An 18,942-nucleotide genomic window follows, 5' to 3' on the forward strand; every position below is an offset into this window, starting at 1 on the left:
TCTTGGATATTACCATTAATCTGAAGAAATAATGGAGGAAGAAGCAAAAAAACAAATGCTAAAAGCTTTTGGTAGCAATTTAAAAAAGATAAGAAAAGAAAGGGGATTTAGTTACAGAGAATTAGCCCAGTTATGTGATGTAGATCATAGTCAAATAAGTAAAATTGAAAAAGGTTTGATTAGTATTCAAATAACCACTCTTGTTGAACTGTCAAAAGGTTTGGAAATACATCCTAAAGAATTGTTAGATTTTGATTTTAAATTGGGCCATAATAATTAATTGCTAAGAAAAACTTAATCCAAATTAATATGAGCGGTATATTTATCTAGCTGAATTCCAGATTTAAAACTCCTTACTTCTACAACTCTATTTACGTTTGAATCATAAACCATTTCAACAAAAAATTTGTTTACAGCGTAAAGGTTCATTCTTATATGGGCTGTTACGTAATTATCCAAAAAGACACCCTGATCTACCACTGTGAACATTTTTTGATCATGGCTTAGATTATTAAATATTTTAAGAGTCATTTATTATTCATTTAATATCAAAGGGCAGTATATGAACTTGCAGTTAGTTCAATATTTTATATAACAAATACCCAATAATTAAAATAAATACTCCTATTACTAACCAGGTGCTATACAAATTCTTTTTCTGAAATACTATTTGGTCCAATAACAATCGTTTTTCCATCTCTGTCTGCTTTTTAAAGGTTTCCAATTCCTCAATCTTAGTCTTAACCAATCTGCTTCTTTCTTTATAAATATTAATCGTGTTTTGCAAAAAAGTTCCAACGGCAGTTGGTGTAGAAAACCCCCTATCTGCTATTTTTTCCATTAGGGTTTTATCGGCATCATGCCCAATACCAGTAATAAAGGGAATGGGCAGTTCTAAAACTTTTTTACACAATTCTATATTATTAAACACTTCCAATCCACTACCTCCCCCTCTAAGCACTATTAATAAATCTGTAGTTGCGAAATCGTGGGTTTTTAAAAACTCTAATATTTCTTTTTCAGATGATAAACTACATTTGTGGTGTCTTATTCTGAAATAATCTGAATCGGTAAGTTGACCCATATAATCATCTTCAGAAGTCGATTGAACACCAATAATAACATCCAAAATCGGGCTTAAACCTTTTTCAAGCTTAGAGGCAAGTATATCATTGATTAGAGGAAAATCTCGTTCAAACCTTGCCTGTATGATATCATACTCAATTTTAGATATAGCTTGCACGTTTTTCTCATGCTTTAATATCTTAGTTACTCTAAAAAATATATTCAGTTTAGATTCATTAGATAAACTTTGAGCTTTGGTTATAAAACCCTCAAATTGATAATATTTTCCATCAGTAATTTCTTCTTTTAAACTTGTAGTAAACTGAGCTGTTATTTTATATTGCTTGTCTTTACTAACGATATCATCATAATAATACTTACCATAAAGTTTGCCTTTTTTATGAAAATAAAAGCCCTCTAGTATTAATAATGAACCATCTAAAGTAGACGAAAGACTTTTTGCATATAGCGTTTGAAGAATGGATACAGTTATATTGGCTGTTTGATTTGGCATTTTTGTTGCAAAGCTTAAATATAAAAAGTTTTATCAAGAAATTAACTTTCTGTCCACAAATAACAAATCTAACATGTATTAAATGAAACATACTCTAAGCGGAAAAATTGATTTTCTAAGCTTTAGAAAACTTGCGCAACGCTGTGATATTGATTAAAGTAACCTCAATAAAATTGAAAAGGGTAAAATCAAAATTTTCCTTATCTACTGTGTTGGAACTTTCAAAAGATCTTGAAATAAACCCAAAAGAATTGTTTGATTTTGATTTCAAAAAAGATAAAGAAAACTAAAACAAGAGAAACTATTATGTAGTTCTCCCGGCTTAAAGCTATTTAGAATTTGTTATTTTACAAAATGACAACCTCAACAATATCTTTAACTTCTAAAATTACTGATTCTCCAGAATTTTCAATAAATCTTAATTTTCCATCAGACTTAAGTTGATCAAAATTTTTATTGGCTTCAAAAAAACCAAGCTTATAATTTCCGTTAATGAAATTAACTCTCACAGAGTTATATGTAATTAAGGTATTATAAATTATTTTATCAATCCAATCCATAATTCATGATTATTAAGGTTTTATTAGTTTAAAGGTAGTTGTTTTATTCAAAAAATCAAAAAGCTTAACTTTCAAACAAATATGTTTGTGACTTTATTTATGAAGAATGGTTATTTGACGGAAATCATAAAGGGAATATAGCCAATTATATGTTGTTAACTACCATATAATTGAAATGACCATGAAAAAAAACGGATATAATATTACTCTATCTACCCTAACAACTATTTACTTCAACCAAGGCATCAAATTATCGCAATTTTTTAAATTTGTAAAAAGTAAATACAGTAATAAACTAAATGATTCTTTTATTTTAAAATAATCTATTAATATAAGGTTGAAAACTACTTCTAAGATTTGTTTGATTTAGAGAAAAAAATCCAACGCATTAAATTGAGTTTAATCATGTGATTAATCATAATTTATTTTAATACCTATCTTTTTTTACAATGATTATGATCAATAATAAAATATCTGGCTATATCACAAAAGAATAGTTATATTCTTTGCTGAAAAAAGGTAAATCTCAAAACACTTATGAATTTAAGTATAATATTTTTGAAAGTACGGTTCAGAAAATAAAAGGTAAAAAACACAGAATACATGTTGAATATATTATTAAAATCTGTGAATCTATAGGGGCTAAATTGACTTTCATTAAAACTATAATTAGGGTCACATATGCAAGATGATTTAAAATAAACCTTTTATCAAACTAAAATTATATACTGTATAATAGGGAAAACTTTGATTTCTTCAAAATCTACGTTAAAAAAACAAATTGATTAAATGTAATTATTATATTTCATTCTAAAAAGATCTTAACATTTTAGCTGATTTGGTTTTTCTTAAGCTTTCTCCATAGGTGAAATACAAAAAGAGTTAAAATTTCGAAATACTGTGTAAATAAGGATAATTCCTACGTTTTTTGTATTAAAAAACAAGATAATTGAAAATTAAGTATTACCTTGGACGTATTATTTTAGGCGGAAATGAACCGAATAAAGGAAGCACTTGAAGATAAAGGGATTAAGCAAACTTGGCTGGCCGAAAAACTGAGAAAGAGTTACAACATGATGAATGGTTATGTTCAAAATAGGCAACAACCAAGATTGGAGATTTTGAATGACATTGCTAGAATCCTTGAAATTGATGTAAAAGCCTTAATTGTTAGTAGTAAGAATAAATGAGCCAAAATACAGAAACAGAATTTCCAAGCAGTTGGTTTCAGGTGCCATTATCAGATTTATTTTTGGATCCTAAAAACAATATTGTAGATGGACCTTTCGGCTCTAACTTAAAGGCAAGCGAGTATCAAGATGAAGGGATACCAGTTATTCGAATACAGAATATTGACAGAAATAGGTTTATTGATAAAAATATCAATTATGTTTCTGAAGAAAAGGCTGATTTTCTTTCAAGGCATAGCTTTAAAAGTGGTGATATTATCATAACTAAACTTGGAGACCCGGTAGGAAAGGCTTGTTTCGTTCCCAAGAAATATGAAACAGGGATTATTGTTGCCGACTTAATTAGAGCAAGAATAGATAACAAACATCTCAACGACAAGTTCTTATTATATCAGCTTAATTCAAGTTATCTAATCAAACAATTCGATAAATTCACTAAAGGTACTACAAGGCCAAGAATTAAGTTGAGTATTGTTCGCGACTTAATAGTAAATCTGGCTCCTATAAAGGAGCAACTTCGTATTGTAGAGTTTATTGAAGAATTATTCAGTGAATTAGACAATGGTGTGGATAATCTTAAATTGGCACAAAGCCAACTGAAAGTCTATCGACAGGCTTTGCTGAAATATGCCTTTGAGGGCAAACTCACCGAACAATGGCGCAAGGAAAACAATCCCGAACCCGCAGAAAAACTACTTGAGCGCATCAAGGAAGAACGTCATCAACGCTACGAACAAGAAGTCAAAGAATGGAAAGTAGAGGTAAAAGTCTGGGAGAGGGAAGGCAAGCAAGAGAAGAAGCCGAGAAAGCCAATCAAACCTGTTGATTTTCCATCTATAAGTAAAGAAATATTGGATCAGTTACCATCAATACCAAGGAATTGGAAATGGATTAGAAATAATGATTTATTGTATTACGTAACTAGTGGATCTAGAGACTGGAAAAAATATTACGCTAATTCTGGCGCTTATTTTATAAGAACTCAAGACATTAAGACAAACAAACTTAAAATTGAAAATGCTGCTTTTGTTAATCTTCCTGAAAATGTAGAAGGAAAAAGAAGTTTGGTTCAAAAAGGGGACTTGTTAATGACAATTACGGGGGCAAATGTTGGCAAGGTTGCATATATAAAAGATGATATAATGGAATCATATGTAAGCCAATCAGTTGCTTTAATGAAGCCTATCAATACTAGAGTATCCCCATTTTTACATCTATACTTCCAGTCAGATGTTTATGGTGGAAAAATGATTAGTGGATTAGTCTATGGAATTGGTAGACCTGTCTTAAGCTTGGAAAATATGCGTGAATCACCTATAACCTTGTGTTCTTTTGAGGAACAGGAGGAAATAATATCATCGATTGAATCTCAATTTTCAATCATTGACAACTTAGAAAAAACTATCGAATCTGGCCTTCAAAAATCAGAAGCCCTTCGCCAATCCATTTTAAAGAAAGCCTTTGAAGGTAAATTAGTGCTTCAAGATCCCAAGGATGAGCCCGCTTCGAAACTGCTCAAACGGATACAAGCAGAAAAGAAAAAGTACCTGGAAGAGCAGAAAAAACAGAAGAAAAGAAAACCTAAAAACACAAAGAAGATGAGTAAAGAACTGAGCATAGAAGAAGTACTCAAAACTTCTGACAAACCCATGCTTGCCAAAGATGTGTGGCAAAAAAGCAAGCATAGGGATAATATTGAGGATTTTTACAAAGAGTTGAAAGACATTCAGTTAAAGATCAAGGAAGTGAAAAAAGGCACAGAATCATTGTTAAGTCTCGCAAAATGAGGATAGACAAAGTACATATCAAAACACGGTTCAAGAACCTGGAGAATTTTCAGATTAATATAGATGAAAATGCCTGGGAAACTGTTTTACTTGGTCTCAATGCCACTGGCAAATCCAACTTCTTAGAAGCTTTGGTTATTATTTTTAGGGATTTAGACTTAATATTTAATCACAACCGGAAAATTGCAAAACATGATTTTGATTACTACATCAAATATGAATGCAGAAATAACAATATTGAAATCATTCTCGAAAATGGCAAATACAGTTTTATAGTCAATTCGATTCCTGAAACAACCACTGTCACTCAGAACATAGAGCACTATCTCCCTAAACATGTCTTTATTTACTATTCAGGGATTAGTGACCGGCTTGCCAATTTGTATTTGCCCCATCAGAAAATTTACTATGAGAAGATTATTAAACCTGATGCAAAGAGAGAGCAGTTTGACGAGATTCGAAGAATTTTCTTAGCTCAAAATATACATGCCAATTTTGCTCTTATTGCCTTTTATATGTTTAAGGATCAAGAAGAAGAGACTATTAAGTTCTTAAGGGATGAATTGAATATTAGTGGTTTTGGTTCAGCTCTTTTTATGCTTAAAGAACCTGATTGGGCAAAAGGTAAAGACTTTAATCGAGGAGCATCAAATATGTGGGGTTCTGACGGATTGGTTAGCAGATTCCTTAATGATTTACTAAGGTTTTCTTATGCTCCTATTGAGTATAAAGCAAAAGAGGATATAACATATAAAAAGTCTGAAACACAAAACCGATTGTATCTCTTTTTGAAGGAAAAAGAAGATTTTCAGGATTTAGTTGATTTAAAATACAATAATAAAATTGAGCTATTTAATGCTTTAGAGAGTATTCACATTTCTGATATGCTTTATGATGTTAAAATCAAGGTTAAAAAGGAAAATGTAGATGGTGAGTTGGCTATGTCAGAACTTAGCGAAGGTGAAAAACAGCTCCTTACCGTTTTGGGTCTATTGAAATTCACCAAAGATGAAGAATCATTAATTCTTCTTGATGAGCCCGATACTCATTTGAATCCCATGTGGAAATGGAAGTTCTTGGATTACCTGGAAAGAGTGGTAAAGAGAAAGGAAAATACGCAGATTATTTTCTGTTCGCATGACCCGTTGGTAATTGGAAATCTGAAGAAAAATCAGGTTCAAATTTTCAAAAAAGATAAAGATGGGAAAACGGTAGCTTTCAATCCTTATATGAGTCCAAGAGAAATGAGTGTGTCAAAAATTCTGACCAGTGAATTGTTCGGCATTCCTTCATTAATGAGTAAAAAACTAGAAGACCTTCTCAATCAAAAACGATTTCTTCAAGCAAAAATCTCACAAGGCGAACTTGACGAAGATGAAAGAAACCAATTTGAAAGGCTTAAAAAATATTTTGATAGGATAGGTTTTGGAGACGAGACTATGGATAGCCGCTATAATCAATACCTGAAGTTAACAAGTAATCACAAAGAATTCGCCAATAGGAAGTACACGAAAGAGGAAGCGGAAGAATTAGACAGAATTGCCAAAGAAGTATTAGATGAAATTCTAAAGGAGGAAAAGGAGGGGAAATGAGGCATATTGATAAGACAAGGTTTAGGCAAGCGGTGGCTGACTTTATTGATGTAGATGGCTCAACTTGGGATCAAATAAAGCAAAATCGATTGAATGCAATGACAGACTTGACTGTCGATCAAAGGAAAGCATATATAAGAACAAATCCGGTTTGGAATAAGCTACAACCGATTATGATGAGTCTTTCACATAATAAATGTTGGTACTCAGAGGCTACTTTTGGTAATGGAGATCCAGAGGTTGATCATTTTAGACCTAAAAACAGTGCAAAACAGAAAGTTGATTATGCAGACCCTAAAAGTGAGTCCACCATACACAAACCAAATGGGTACTGGTGGTTAGCATATGATTGGTTTAATTACAGATTGTCTGGAGATTTAGCCAACAAGAGAAGAAGAGACAGACTGGGAGATTGTGATGATGTCAAAGGTAAAGGTGATTACTTTCCGCTAGATTTGGTAAATGGGAGAATTGCCAATGATGAAGAGAATTGCAATTGTGAATTTCCAATTTTATTGGATCCCCTTGAACCAGATGACGTCTGTCTAATCACTTTTGATAAAGGTATTCCAATACCTGCCACAACAGATCCTGATGGAATCGATCGTGTGAATCAATCAATTTTTTACTATCACCTTGAACTAGATCAGCTTAACAAAGACCGTAAAATAGTCTGGGATGAATGTGTGGATCAAATCATGGATGCTAAAGAAGCAATTGATAATTCTCAAAACGCAGCTGATAGAAGGAGTTCAGTTAAAAAGTGTTATAAAGAACTGAGGAAACTTGTTGATTCCGAGAAGAGAGCTTTTACAAGTACTGCGAAAGCATGCTTGATGGTTTATGCGGAATTGGATGGATATAGAGAATGGCTTAAAGACTTAGTAAGAACGCTCTAATGAAATTCAAAGTATTAAATAGAACCCATATTGAGCAAGCTGCGGGCATCATTGACGACCAAGGTATTCCTAAAGAAATTGTTTGGAGCCAATATTACGTGGCTGTAAACGGCAATGAATATCCGTTTAAACATCTGGTAAGAACTGCTTACGAACTAGCTACTGGAGAGAAATTGCAATTTCAATCCAATGAGTTGTACCGTGGATATGTTGAAAACGACTTAGGTTTTGAATTTCGGTATTATGAGGGTGGATATAATTTCCTCACCAAAGAGGAATTGGAGTTTTATAGTTCAATCGTCAATACAGATTATAGAACATCAAATCCCAAACATCAATATTACGGTCAAAAGCTCTATCCTATTATTGCAAAAGCCAAATATTGGGCAGAGCAAATTTTGATAGAAGGATTCAAGCTTAGACAAGACGGCAACTGGCTTAATGGTCATGTGGCCCGTATAAAACCCTATTTTTGGCCAAGAATTTATAGTGGGGAGGATAAAGATGTTTTCTTCAATGTAGAGGTCAATGGTTCAGAAAAATTTATTGGGTATAAGTTGGATGGCTATTTTGAGACTACAAAAGCACTTCCGGATTATAAAATCAAATTGCTTGAAGAATACAAAACCCGAATCAATTGGGAGTGGCCTAAAATTCCATTTGACCAATTGGATGAATACAATTGGGATAGACTCATTGAAGAAAGCAAAGCCTACCTTCAGAAATATTTACCACATCACAATCACTTGAAAAGGTTACTTTTAAAAGAATCAAAAATTGCCCGTATCACCTGGAATACGAACGGTTGGGTAAAACCATCTGGTTTAACAGGCAAATCAAGAAATCCGAGTTTTGAAAATGAGCATGGTTTTGGTCACGAAGAATGGTTATTCGATGGAGACAAAGTGATTGATGGGTATAAGTATGGTTTTTTAGAACCCATCCATAAATTTCGTTCAAAGTATGAAGGTCAGATCTTTGATCTTACGCTTTACTCCAGAGATGGGGAATCAAACAAAAATTTTTGGGTTACCAATCTGAAAGATGTTGAAGTACTTTTACCAGAAGAATCAGAAAAGATTTTAGCACTCTACAAGAAAGAAGGTTGGTATGATGAAATGAAAGCTGATCTGTACAATCTCAATCTTGATTCTGGTCAATTAGATACATGGATTAAAGAAGGTGCTGATCAGTTGTTCAATGTGAAGTTCAAAGCTTCACAACTCAATGAAATTCAAGCGGAGCTAATGCCTGTATTGAACGATAATGAAATTGCATCCAATCGATACATTTTAATGGATATGTCGTCCGATCTGTATGAAAAAATTAAGGATAGTGTAAAAATTGGATTTTCATTCGAAGACTCTGGCAGTGAAGAAGCAGACCTTGGTACAAAAAGTAAAAGAACGGCGAGAAAGAGAGAGATTGAACTCGAGTTAAAACATAATATTCTGCAAACCAAATTCTTGAAATACCTTCAAAACAAATATGGTAAGGCAATTGTGAAAAGGGAGTGTACAGCTTATGGGTCTTCACGTATTGATGTGACCCGAAAAACCGATACAGGCTATATATTCTATGAAATCAAGACTTACAACAGTTTGAGAACTTCTATTAGAGAAGGAATTGGGCAGTTGTTGGAATATTCTCTATATCCCAATTTGAATGAAGCCGAATGTATTGTTTTGGTTTCTCATGTGGCACCATCAGGTGAAGTTAAAAACTATCTTAATCATCTAAAGAATTTTATTAAGCTTCCTTTTTCCTATATCCATTTTGATATTGAGCAAGAGGAAATAATTTTAAAAATATAACTTATGGCAACAAATAACTTAGTCGCAAAAATATGGTCATTCTGTGATACGCTTAGAGATGACGGACTTGGATACGGAGACTATTTAGAGCAATTGACTTTTTTGTTATTCCTTAAAATGGCGGATGAAAATAATAGCCAATATAACTTACCTAACGGATGCGATTGGAAAACAATTTTAAAGAGCACTCAGATCATAGAAGATTATGAAAATCTTCTAAAAACCTTATCTAATGCTGGTGGAATGTTAAGTAAAATTTTTGCCGGTGCACAGAATAAAATTCATGATTCAGTTAAATTAAAAAGATTAATTAAGCTAATTGATGGTGAAGATTGGACAAATCAGGACGTAGATATCAAAGGAGAAATCTACGAATCACTTCTTCAGAAAAATGCTGAAAACAGTGGTGCGGGTCAGTACTTTACTCCTAGGTCTGTTATTTCTGCGATGATAACCTGTATAGACCCAAAACCCATGGAAACCATTGCCGATCCTTCCTGTGGTACTGGTGGATTCTTTCTTGGCGCCTTGAATCATTTGAACGAAAAGCAATTATCAACGGAAGAAGCTAATTTTCTAAAATTCAAAGCATTCCATGGATGGGAAATTGAGAAATCTACGGCTCGTTTATGTTTAATGAATCTCTTTCTACATGGTGTAGGTGACCTAAAAGAAACTCCTGACATACAAGTTACAGACAGTCTAAAACGTGGAATTAATGGAGAAGTTGAAGAAAATGAAAAGGTGTCGATCGTATTGGCGAATCCTCCATTTGGAGTGAGTAGTAGTGATATTCCAACGATTGATTTTGAGCAGTCTAAAAAAGATGGATATTTTCTTAGAAAAGATTTCTGGGTAACAACTAGCAATAAACAACTAGCATTTTTACAACATATTGTCGCAATGTTGAACGAGGATGGTCGTGCAGCAGTGGTTCTTCCTGATAATGTACTATTTGAAGGGGGAGCCGGAGAAGCCATCAGAAAAAGACTTTTGGAAGAAACTAATCTGCATACGATTTTGCGACTTCCAACGGGAATTTTTTATGCCCAAGGAGTAAAAGCAAATGTTCTTTTTTTTGACAAACCTCAAGAGTCAGTAAAATCAACTACTACTAAAGAAATTTGGTATTATGACTATAGAACTAACATCAGCCATACTCCAAAGAAGAATCCTCTAAAGTCTACAGATTTAAAAGAGTTTATGGGCTTATATCATTCTGGTAATCTTACTAAAAGGAAAGAAACCTGGTCAGAAGAAAACCCAGAAGGTCGTTGGCGAAAATATTCACTAAAAGAACTTCTAAATCGTGATAAAACGAGCTTAGATATTTTTTGGCTACGAAATGACAGTATAGTAGATTTAGACAATTTACCTGATCCGAACGATTTGGCTAATGAGATAATTGAGAATATTGATGGGGCCTTGGAAAGTTTTAAAAATATAACATTAAAACTCAAGGATTAGTCATGTCCGGTGTATAAAAAAACAAAACTATTTGACATTTCAATATCTCTTGAAGCCATATAAATCTTTTTTAAATATCATAAAACAAAAGGTCTTATCTAACTCCTCCAAACCACTTTAGGTTCCACATAGGTATTAGCTACTTCATAAAAGGTTTCGGTCAGTGTATTTGCTTTAGAGATTTCCAACATCGAAAACCCATTGAGCACCCGTTTTTCTTGGGCATCGGTCAGTTTATGTTTACCTGGAGTCATGGGTGTATGGGCATAGTAATCCAGTTCCTTTCTCATGGTCTGTTTTTTTGTTATGGGATCTTCCGTAAAAAACCCCGTACCATTACCAAAAGGCATGGAGGCATGTCCTGAGCATCGGAACAAGGGTGTCTTACCTTGGGCGGTATTTGGAATGGTCAACCCGGACACCGATTTTAAGGCCTCAGTATTATAAACGAGCCCATTATGCACATGCCCCCAATACCAAACATCGGGTAAATGGGGTGTTAGTGTTCCGTTTTTATTAGTGGTCCCTAAAGCTTCGGTAACCTGGTTCCAAAGTTTATTGTTCAAATTAAACTTATGGTCTTTAATACCAATACCATTATGATGTGTCATTAACAATATGGATTTGTTTTGTGCAGCTATACCCTTAAGAAATTCAATCTGTTCATTCTTTACTTTGTTTTTGTACAAAGACCCGTTCATATATAAAAAGCTGTCATCAAAATAGGCAGAGTCCAAACCTACCAATATCCAATCTCCAAGGTCAATAGAGAAATACGTTCTTCCGCCTTGTGCAGCAAAATCATCAGATTTTAAAGCGATATCGTACAATCCATTGGCCCCATCATACATTTCATGGTTGCTGTTCATCGTATAGAGTTCCCCAGTTAGCTTTCCTTTAAGAAGCCCTAAGAGGTGCTTGCGCTCTTCTTTGGAAGTCCCTGCATAGTAGACATCGCCCAGATGGATGACATAATCTGGATTTAAACTGGCAATGCCATCGATCACCAATTCAGCAGGACATTTTTCCTGATGGCCATCCTTCCATACCCCGGTTCCCCAATCACCAAGAACGGCTATCGTAATGGTATCCTTTGTTTTTGGCTGCTTTGTTTTAGGATTGCTCGCTTCCTTTTTTGAAGGTTCTGTTGTAAAATGGTGTACTTTTTTAGGGAATAATTTATAAAAGGCATAATACACGAGTACTGCAGACCACATGGGGTCCAGCTGGCAAAACTTAGAGAGCACATATAACGTACCATCCTCGGCGACATAACCATCCAAGATTCCCTCCTCAATATCAGTTGTTGTAATCTTACTTTTGGGCAAACCAAAATCCCTAATCGCTTTTGTTAAATAGCCCTGATCTATAAGGTCATTAATAATATATAGCGATAACATGTTTTCCATATCATGCGTATAACCCAGTGTTGTAAATGTTTTTTGGGTATAATAGGTTTCACAGGATTGCAAATACCGCCAATAATCGTCCACATTATTTTCAGCTAAACCCTGTGTTTGTTCAGTCTTGGCTTCGTCAAATTTGGCATTGATGTCACTAAGGGTGTCAAGCTCCTGTGGACTAAATTGGTATACCTTCATGGTTTTAGTGTTTTTAAGTTACTCAAGGTCAGAAAAATATTCTTACAAAAAAATACGTACATATACGTATTTTATAAAGGTATAATGGTCAGTGCTTGGAAACACACCTTCTAAAGGTATTTTTACCGGTACTCAAAACTTGATGCATCAGTTGCTATAAAGGACATCATAGGTAGCTTCATAATAACTATACAATCGTCCCATGTTTCAACATCAACAATGCTATAGATCATTTCTAAAACTTCTTTTATTCAATAAGTCCAAATGCTTTAAGAAGGGCACAAATCGCTAATATCCCTAGGGCTATTTTGATGATAATAACGGATGTTTTGTTATAGAACCAGTCAAATCTGGGGTCGTTGTGTTTATAGTTATCCATTTATACCAATTTTTCCAAAGCCTTCAATTCAACACCCAACTCATTAAACATATCAATGATACTGCTCAACTTAAGTTCTTCTTCGCTGTATTCCTGTGTATTGATACTACATGTAAATTCCCATATTTCAAGGACCTCATTAATGGGAACACTATAATCATGGTACTTTTTGTTGTCCGACATCAACAATAAGGACCCATTAAAATCAATATTGTTCATGACACGTTTGTATACCATCCCATCATTTAAAGTCACCAAAACATAGGTTCTTCCAGTTTTTATCTCACTTCTATCTTCCACAAAACGACCAACGATAAAGGCACCATCTTTCATGGGCAGCATGGAATCCCCTTTAATGGGAAAGGCACGATGCTTACCAGTGGGCAAAAAAGGCAATTTAATTTTCTGTAATTGCTCAATATATTCAGGGTCATCATAACCTGCCAAATAACCTGCGGATGCTTTAACGGGCACCACTTCAATCAAGTTCTCATTTTCTGAATCGACTGTTATCGGAAACAATACCCGTTGGTTTCCAATTTCAATAAATGAGGAATCCTTGGATTTAGTCAGATCATTTCGCAACAATATATCAATGGGTATCTTAAAAAAATCCGATAGCTTTATCAACACCTCAATGGTGGGGGCCGAACGGTTTTCCTCATAAGAACCGATCCTTGAGCGTGTAATCTTCAACTCCTCTGCCAACACTTCCTGTGAGAGCTTTTTTAGAGTTCTTAAATGTTTTATGTTTTTTGCTATAATTTTCATATTGCTACAAATATAAGCAATAATTACTAAAATATGTAGCTAATTTTGAAGCATGGAAAAACAAATTTTGCATTTGGATTTAGACACCTTCTTTGTATCCTGTGAACGGTTGATAGATAGCCGCTTACAAAAAAGGCCCCTACTCGTTGGTGGCACTGGAGACCGGGGCGTCGTGGCCGCTTGCAGTTATGAAACCCGTCGTTTTGGAGTACATTCAGGGATGCCCATGCGATTGGCAAAACGCTTGTGTCCCGAGGCCGTAGTCATTCGGGGCAATGCATCCATTTACACAAAATTCTCGCACCAAGTAACAGAAATCATCAAAGAAAAAGTGCCTGTTTTTGAAAAAGCAAGCGTGGATGAGTTTTATGCTGATTTAAGTGGCATGGACAAGTTCTTTGGGAGCTATAAATATGCCTCTGAAATGCGGGCTATCATCATAAAGGAAACAGGTTTACCCATTTCATTTGGTCTATCAAGCAATAAAATTGTCTCGAAAGTGGCTACGGGAGAAGCCAAACCCAATAACCAATTGCGCATAGACCCTGGTTTTGAAAAACCTTTTTTGGCCCCCTTATCTATTAGAAAAATACCTTCCGTTGGTGATAAAACCTATCAGATTTTAAGAAACCTGGGGATAGACAAAGTGGGAATGGTACAGCAAATGCCTTTGGAAATGATGACCAGTGTACTAGGTGCAAATGGAAGAACCATTTGGAAACGTGCCAATGGTATCGATAATCCACCGCTCATCCCATTTCACGAGCGCAAATCCATTTCAACGGAGCGCACCTTTTCAAAGGACACCACGGACATTGTAAAATTACGGACAACCATTTTTGCCATGGCTGAAAACCTAGCATTTCAATTGCGAAGAGGGGATAAATTAGCCTCCTGTATCAGTGTAAAAATCAGATACTCAGATTTTAATACGTATTCGAAGCAGCTCAAAATCCCATATACCAGTGCGGACCATGTTTTGATCCCCAGAATTTTGGAGTTGTTCGATACTTTGTACCAGCGTCGTTTATTGATCCGCTTAGTCGGCGTCAAGTTCAGTGACTTAGTTTCCGGTAATTATCAAATTAATCTATTCGATGACACAGCAGCGATGTTAAGCCTCTACAACGCCATGGATACGATACGGAATCGCTATGGGGAGTTAAGCATTCAAAAAGCAGCTTCCATGGGTGCAAGAACTATTGGAAGGTTCCAAAACCCCTTCAATGGTGAGCCCCCTATTTTATTAGCCCATAGAAAACAATAATGTACCTCAATTGCCATACCTATTATTCGTTGCGCTTTGGAACTTTTTCGGAGGTTGAGCTCCTTGAATTGGCTAAAAGCAACCACATAGAAACCGTTGTCTTAACAGATATAAACAATACCTCTGCCTGTTTGAACTTTATCCGCAAATCCAAGGCATATGACATCAAGCCCGTCATCGGTATCGATTTTAGGAATGGGGTATCACAACAATTTGTGGGTATCGCAAAAAACAACCATGGGTTTCAGGAATTAAATGCCTTTTTATCTGAGCATTCCCATAACAAAAAAAGCATTCCCGACAATGCCCCAAATTTCAATGATGTATTTATTATATATCCTTTTGAAAAGGTTTTGCAAAACGAAAAAAAACAGTTCAGGGACCATGAGTTCATTGGGGTTTCCATTGAGGAATTAAGGAAACTTCCTTTCTCCATCTACACCTCCTATACCAATAAATTGGTCATACAGCAACAAGTAACCATTCGCAACAAAAAGGACTTCAATGCGCACCGCCTATTGAGGGCCATTGACAACAATACCCTGCTAAGCAAACTTCAAAAATCAGAAGAATGCAAATTAACGGATATTATGTTGTCTCTTGAAGCCATAAAAACGGCATTTAGTGAATTTCCGCATATCATTACCAATACGGAACAGATCTTAAATACCTGTTCCATTGATTTTAGTTTTGGCAAGGATAGGATATCACAAAATCAAAAGGTGTATTTGGACTCACCAGAAGCAGATTATGAGCTCTTGGAAACCTTATGTCAGGATAATTTGCACAAACGCTATTCCCATCCCACAGAAAAGGTAAAAGCTCGTTTACAAACAGAGCTAAACACTATAAAGAACATGAGTTTTGTGTCTTACTTTCTAATTAACCATGATATTATATCCTATTCAAAACGTATGGGATATGTACATGTTGGGCGTGGCAGCGGTGCCAATAGCATCGTGGCATATATAATCGGCATCACTGATGTTGACCCAATAGAGTTGGATTTATACTTTGAGCGCTTTATCAATCCATTCAGGGCATCCCCGCCTGATTTTGATATTGATTTCTCTTGGAAAGACAGAGAGGATATCACACGGTATATTTTTGATCGGTTCAAGAATGTGGCATTGTTGGCAACCTATAATACTTTCAAATATCGAGGTGTCGTACGGGAATTGGGAAAAGTATTTGGATTGCCAAAAGAAGAAATAGACAAGTTGAGTGATGGTATGTATGACATTGAAAATTTAGATGCGATGTCAAATTTGGTTTTAAAGTATGGACAGCTCATTAAGGGCTTTCCAAACCATTTGAGCGTACACGCTTGCGGTGTATTGATTTTAGATAGGCCCATCCATTTCTACTCAGCTACCGATCTACCACCAAAAGGCTTTCCGACCATTCAATTTGATATGATTATTGCAGAGGATGTAGGGATTTTTAAGTTTGACATTTTAGGCCAACGGGGGCTTGCTAAAATTAAGGAGGCGATTGAAATTGTTAAATACAATAGACCGGAACTGCCCCCCATTGATATTACCCAAGTTGAGACCTTTAAAAAGGACCCAAAGATCAATGCCCTTTTAAAAAGGGGCAAAGCAATTGGCGCTTATTATGTTGAATCCCCTGCCATGCGTGGGCTCATGCAAAAACTTCAGACACAAGATTATTTAGGGCTGGTTGCAGCGAGTTCCATTATTAGACCTGGTGTTTCAAGTTCTGGAATGAAAAAGGAATTTATCATCAGGCAACGGTATCCGGAAAGGCGTCGGGAAGCCAACCCCATCTTATTAAAGATCATGCCTGAGACTTATGGCATTATGGTATACCAGGAGGATGTTTTAAAGGTGGCCCATGAGTTTGCTGGACTGAACTTAGGGGAGGCAGATGTATTGCGCCGAGGGATGAGCGGTAAATTCAGGTCAAGAACTGAGTTTGCTCAAGTAGAACAGAAATTCATTAAAAACTGTCATGAAAAAGGGTATCCAGAAGCTTTAACTTTAGAAGTATGGCACCAAATAAAAAGTTTTGCTGGCTATGCTTTTGCAAAAGGGCATTCCGCATCATACGCCGTGGAGAGTTACCAAAGTTTATATCTTAAATGCTATTTCCCTTTGGAATTTATGGTCGCCGTATTAAATAATGGTGGTGGTTTTTACAGCACTGAGCATTACATCCATGAGGCCAAAATGTGTGGGGGAACGATACATCCGCCATGCATTAATACCAGCCAGTTTGAAAACATCATAAAAGGCAAGGCCATATACCTAGGCTTTGGATATTTAAAAAGCCTGGAATCACTGACCATCAAAAGATTCCTGACAGAAAGAAATTTTAACGGCCCGTATAAGTCATTAGATGATTTTATAGACCGTGTATCGATTAGTGTTGAACAAATCACGATCCTGATACGGATTGATGCGTTTAGATTTACCCATCAATCAAAAACGGCGTTGTTATGGGAATCCATTTTTAAGTTAAACGCCAACAAACAAGTTATATCACAAGCCCGTTTATTCAAAACCAACCATCGTAAATTCAATTTACCATCTTTGACGACTACGTTTGTTGAAGAAGCCTATGACCAAATAGAATTGCTTGGTTTTCCACTCTGTGGCTACTTTGACCTCATGGATGAAGCCTGTCAAAAAAGCATAAAAGCTAGTGAATTAAATAGGCACATCAATCAAAGTGTGTTGCTTTATGGTGCATTGGTAAACACCAGGTTCCATAAAGCCTCAAATGGAAAACTAATCAGGTTTTGTACATTTATAGATAAAGATGGACACTATTTTGATTCGGTACATTTCCCAAAAGTTGTTGATAAGTACCCCATACATGGTTTAGGGGTTTATGCATGCCATGGAAAGGTTACTGAAGAGTTTGGTTTTTGTAGTTTGGATATCCAATGGACAAAAAAAATGTCCTTAAAACCAGATCCCAGAAGTTGATATTGGGATCACCCTAGATTTACTCCAAATAAAAGCCAAAAATATATTCATCGTTAAAAAGAACGGTATCCACTAAAATAAATCCATTGTCTGACCATTCCGCATAAGCCTCCCTGGTTTTAAAACCAAACGCCTGTCTTATACAGACAAAATAAATTCTATGAAATTTTGGTATGTTGTCTTTTAAATCAACTAACTTCATAAATACTTGATTTAAATGTGGATAAAAAGATAAGAATAATTTATTAAATTTACTTTATGTGTTTCCATACCAGTACGACCCATAAAACAAAAAAGCTTGAAGAACATTTTAAGGTAACCCTGAATACGGAAAGTGTCCGTCCGATTTTTGATAAACCCAATTATCATTTGAACGGCTTTGCACACCCGAACATGTTGGTAATCCCCCAAGAGAGAAAAGAGGTCCTCGCACCAGGTGTTTGGGGCCTAGTGCCCTCCAATAAGAGCAGCAAGGACATCAAGGCATATTATAAAGAAGCCATTAAGTACGGTGGTGGATTGAATGCCCAATCCGAGAAGCTCTTTCAACATTATTTGTACCGGGAATCGGCCATGACCAGAAGATGTACCATCCCGGTAACCGGCTTCTTTGAGCCCCATGACCACAACAAAAAAAAGTACCCCTTTTTTATCCAAGCCAAGGAAAAACAGCCGTTGGCACTGGCCGGTATTTACACGGTTATCGATACCTACATCACCTTCACAATCCTCACAAAGGCAGCTTCACCCCTTTTTGAAAAAATACATAATCTCAAAAAACGACAGCCCGTTATTCTGGATGCAGCACTGACACAAAATTGGTTAGACCCTGAGCTCAAACAAGAGGACATTAAGGAACTTATCCATATGGATTATCCCGAGAATAAGTTGGAAGCCCATACGGTCAGCAAGGATCTGTTCAGCCCCAAAGTGGACAGCAATGTTCAAACCATTGTTGAAAAAGTAAGCTACACTGAATTGCAAGGGTTCATTTGAGCAGATCGCCGTTTGTAAGCATCCGCTTGTTCATGGAGACAACTTGGCTTTAATTCCAAAAATTTGCCATGGTTTCACCATACCCT

Annotated in this window: 16 protein-coding genes; 10 read left to right on the forward strand and 6 right to left on the reverse strand. The window is 35.6% G+C overall.

Annotated features, from left to right (window positions below; all coding sequences use genetic code 11):
- Positions 1 to 31: 31 nt before the first annotated feature.
- On the forward strand, positions 32 to 280 hold the full coding sequence (locus BT151_RS01800; RefSeq protein ID WP_072400030.1) for a helix-turn-helix domain-containing protein: 249 nt from the start codon (positions 32 to 34) through the stop codon (positions 278 to 280).
- Positions 281 to 294: 14 nt separating this feature from the next.
- Here BT151_RS01800 and BT151_RS01805 read toward each other — a convergent pair whose 3' ends face one another.
- The 3 genes from BT151_RS01805 to BT151_RS01815 all read right to left on the reverse strand — a co-directional run bounded on the left by BT151_RS01805 (position 295) and on the right by BT151_RS01815 (position 2,139).
- Positions 295 to 489, reverse strand: coding sequence for a hypothetical protein (locus BT151_RS01805; protein WP_143144237.1), 195 nt, complete (start codon positions 487 to 489; stop codon positions 295 to 297).
- Between the two features lie 85 nt (positions 490 to 574).
- Positions 575 to 1,579, reverse strand: coding sequence for an exodeoxyribonuclease VII large subunit (locus BT151_RS01810; protein ID WP_072400033.1), 1,005 nt, complete (start codon positions 1,577 to 1,579; stop codon positions 575 to 577).
- Between the two features lie 347 nt (positions 1,580 to 1,926).
- Positions 1,927 to 2,139, reverse strand: a complete 213-nt coding sequence (locus BT151_RS01815) for a hypothetical protein (protein WP_072400035.1) — start codon at positions 2,137 to 2,139, stop codon at positions 1,927 to 1,929.
- A 992-nt stretch (positions 2,140 to 3,131) separates the two neighbouring features.
- On the opposite strand from BT151_RS01815, the gene BT151_RS01820 reads away from it, so the two are divergent.
- The 6 genes from BT151_RS01820 to BT151_RS01845 are packed head-to-tail and all read left to right on the forward strand — an operon-like array spanning position 3,132 to position 10,888.
- Positions 3,132 to 3,329: a helix-turn-helix domain-containing protein gene (locus tag BT151_RS01820; RefSeq protein WP_072400037.1), complete on the forward strand. Its 198-nt coding sequence runs from the start codon at positions 3,132 to 3,134 to the stop codon at positions 3,327 to 3,329.
- Positions 3,326 to 5,116: a restriction endonuclease subunit S gene (locus tag BT151_RS01825; RefSeq protein WP_072400038.1), complete on the forward strand. Its 1,791-nt coding sequence runs from the start codon at positions 3,326 to 3,328 to the stop codon at positions 5,114 to 5,116. The genes BT151_RS01820 and BT151_RS01825 overlap by 4 nt, the downstream gene beginning before the upstream one ends.
- Positions 5,113 to 6,708 (forward strand): AAA family ATPase, encoded by a 1,596-nt coding sequence (locus BT151_RS01830; RefSeq protein WP_072400040.1) that lies wholly within the window; start codon positions 5,113 to 5,115, stop codon positions 6,706 to 6,708. The genes BT151_RS01825 and BT151_RS01830 overlap by 4 nt, the downstream gene beginning before the upstream one ends.
- Positions 6,705 to 7,607, forward strand: coding sequence for a hypothetical protein (locus BT151_RS01835; RefSeq protein ID WP_072400042.1), 903 nt, complete (start codon positions 6,705 to 6,707; stop codon positions 7,605 to 7,607). Before BT151_RS01830 ends, BT151_RS01835 begins: the two co-directional genes overlap by 4 nt.
- A complete protein-coding gene (locus BT151_RS01840) occupies positions 7,607 to 9,421 on the forward strand; it encodes a hypothetical protein (RefSeq protein ID WP_072400044.1) in 1,815 nt (604 codons plus the stop codon). The genes BT151_RS01835 and BT151_RS01840 overlap by 1 nt, the downstream gene beginning before the upstream one ends.
- 3 nt (positions 9,422 to 9,424) lie before the next feature.
- Positions 9,425 to 10,888, forward strand: a complete 1,464-nt coding sequence (locus tag BT151_RS01845) for a type I restriction-modification system subunit M (protein ID WP_072400046.1) — start codon at positions 9,425 to 9,427, stop codon at positions 10,886 to 10,888.
- 98 nt (positions 10,889 to 10,986) lie between these two features.
- On the opposite strand, the gene BT151_RS01850 is transcribed toward BT151_RS01845, so the two are convergent.
- On the reverse strand, positions 10,987 to 12,489 hold the full coding sequence (locus BT151_RS01850) for a metallophosphoesterase family protein (protein ID WP_072400048.1): 1,503 nt from the start codon (positions 12,487 to 12,489) through the stop codon (positions 10,987 to 10,989).
- Positions 12,490 to 12,868: 379 nt separating this feature from the next.
- A complete protein-coding gene (locus BT151_RS01855) occupies positions 12,869 to 13,639 on the reverse strand; it encodes an XRE family transcriptional regulator (RefSeq protein WP_072400050.1) in 771 nt (256 codons plus the stop codon).
- 52 nt (positions 13,640 to 13,691) lie between these two features.
- Here BT151_RS01855 and dinB point away from each other — a divergent pair, with 52 nt between their 5' ends.
- Both dinB and BT151_RS01865 read left to right on the forward strand, forming a co-directional pair.
- Complete coding sequence (gene dinB / locus BT151_RS01860; RefSeq protein ID WP_072400052.1) at positions 13,692 to 14,906, forward strand: DNA polymerase IV; 1,215 nt, start codon at positions 13,692 to 13,694, stop codon at positions 14,904 to 14,906.
- The gene (locus BT151_RS01865; RefSeq protein WP_072400054.1) at positions 14,906 to 17,860 is read left to right on the forward strand and encodes a DNA polymerase III subunit alpha; all 2,955 of its coding nucleotides are present in this window, start codon (positions 14,906 to 14,908) and stop codon (positions 17,858 to 17,860) included. Before dinB ends, BT151_RS01865 begins: the two co-directional genes overlap by 1 nt.
- 19 nt (positions 17,861 to 17,879) lie before the next feature.
- Here BT151_RS01865 and BT151_RS01870 read toward each other — a convergent pair whose 3' ends face one another.
- Positions 17,880 to 18,062, reverse strand: a complete 183-nt coding sequence (locus tag BT151_RS01870; RefSeq protein ID WP_072400056.1) for a hypothetical protein — start codon at positions 18,060 to 18,062, stop codon at positions 17,880 to 17,882.
- A gap of 56 nt (positions 18,063 to 18,118) precedes the next feature.
- Between BT151_RS01870 and BT151_RS01875 the strand changes: the two genes are divergently transcribed.
- On the forward strand, positions 18,119 to 18,856 hold the full coding sequence (locus tag BT151_RS01875) for an SOS response-associated peptidase (RefSeq protein ID WP_072400058.1): 738 nt from the start codon (positions 18,119 to 18,121) through the stop codon (positions 18,854 to 18,856).
- Positions 18,857 to 18,942 lie beyond the last annotated feature (86 nt).

Origin of the sequence: Flaviramulus basaltis (genome assembly GCF_900114265.1) — a bacterium.
GTDB lineage: Bacteria > Bacteroidota > Bacteroidia > Flavobacteriales > Flavobacteriaceae > Flaviramulus > Flaviramulus basaltis.

Coding starts and splice junctions, on each gene's coding strand:
- BT151_RS01800 (WP_072400030.1), top strand. CDS start 32: ATGGAGGAAGAAGCAAAAAAACAAATGCTAAAAGCTTTTGGTAGCAAT.
- BT151_RS01805 (WP_143144237.1), bottom strand. CDS start 489: ATGTTCACAGTGGTAGATCAGGGTGTCTTTTTGGATAATTACGTAACA.
- BT151_RS01810 (WP_072400033.1), bottom strand. CDS start 1,579: ATGCCAAATCAAACAGCCAATATAACTGTATCCATTCTTCAAACGCTA.
- BT151_RS01815 (WP_072400035.1), bottom strand. CDS start 2,139: ATGGATTGGATTGATAAAATAATTTATAATACCTTAATTACATATAAC.
- BT151_RS01820 (WP_072400037.1), top strand. CDS start 3,132: ATGAACCGAATAAAGGAAGCACTTGAAGATAAAGGGATTAAGCAAACT.
- BT151_RS01825 (WP_072400038.1), top strand. CDS start 3,326: ATGAGCCAAAATACAGAAACAGAATTTCCAAGCAGTTGGTTTCAGGTG.
- BT151_RS01830 (WP_072400040.1), top strand. CDS start 5,113: ATGAGGATAGACAAAGTACATATCAAAACACGGTTCAAGAACCTGGAG.
- BT151_RS01835 (WP_072400042.1), top strand. CDS start 6,705: ATGAGGCATATTGATAAGACAAGGTTTAGGCAAGCGGTGGCTGACTTT.
- BT151_RS01840 (WP_072400044.1), top strand. CDS start 7,607: ATGAAATTCAAAGTATTAAATAGAACCCATATTGAGCAAGCTGCGGGC.
- BT151_RS01845 (WP_072400046.1), top strand. CDS start 9,425: ATGGCAACAAATAACTTAGTCGCAAAAATATGGTCATTCTGTGATACG.
- BT151_RS01850 (WP_072400048.1), bottom strand. CDS start 12,489: ATGAAGGTATACCAATTTAGTCCACAGGAGCTTGACACCCTTAGTGAC.
- BT151_RS01855 (WP_072400050.1), bottom strand. CDS start 13,639: ATGAAAATTATAGCAAAAAACATAAAACATTTAAGAACTCTAAAAAAG.
- dinB (WP_072400052.1), top strand. CDS start 13,692: ATGGAAAAACAAATTTTGCATTTGGATTTAGACACCTTCTTTGTATCC.
- BT151_RS01865 (WP_072400054.1), top strand. CDS start 14,906: ATGTACCTCAATTGCCATACCTATTATTCGTTGCGCTTTGGAACTTTT.
- BT151_RS01870 (WP_072400056.1), bottom strand. CDS start 18,062: ATGAAGTTAGTTGATTTAAAAGACAACATACCAAAATTTCATAGAATT.
- BT151_RS01875 (WP_072400058.1), top strand. CDS start 18,119: ATGTGTTTCCATACCAGTACGACCCATAAAACAAAAAAGCTTGAAGAA.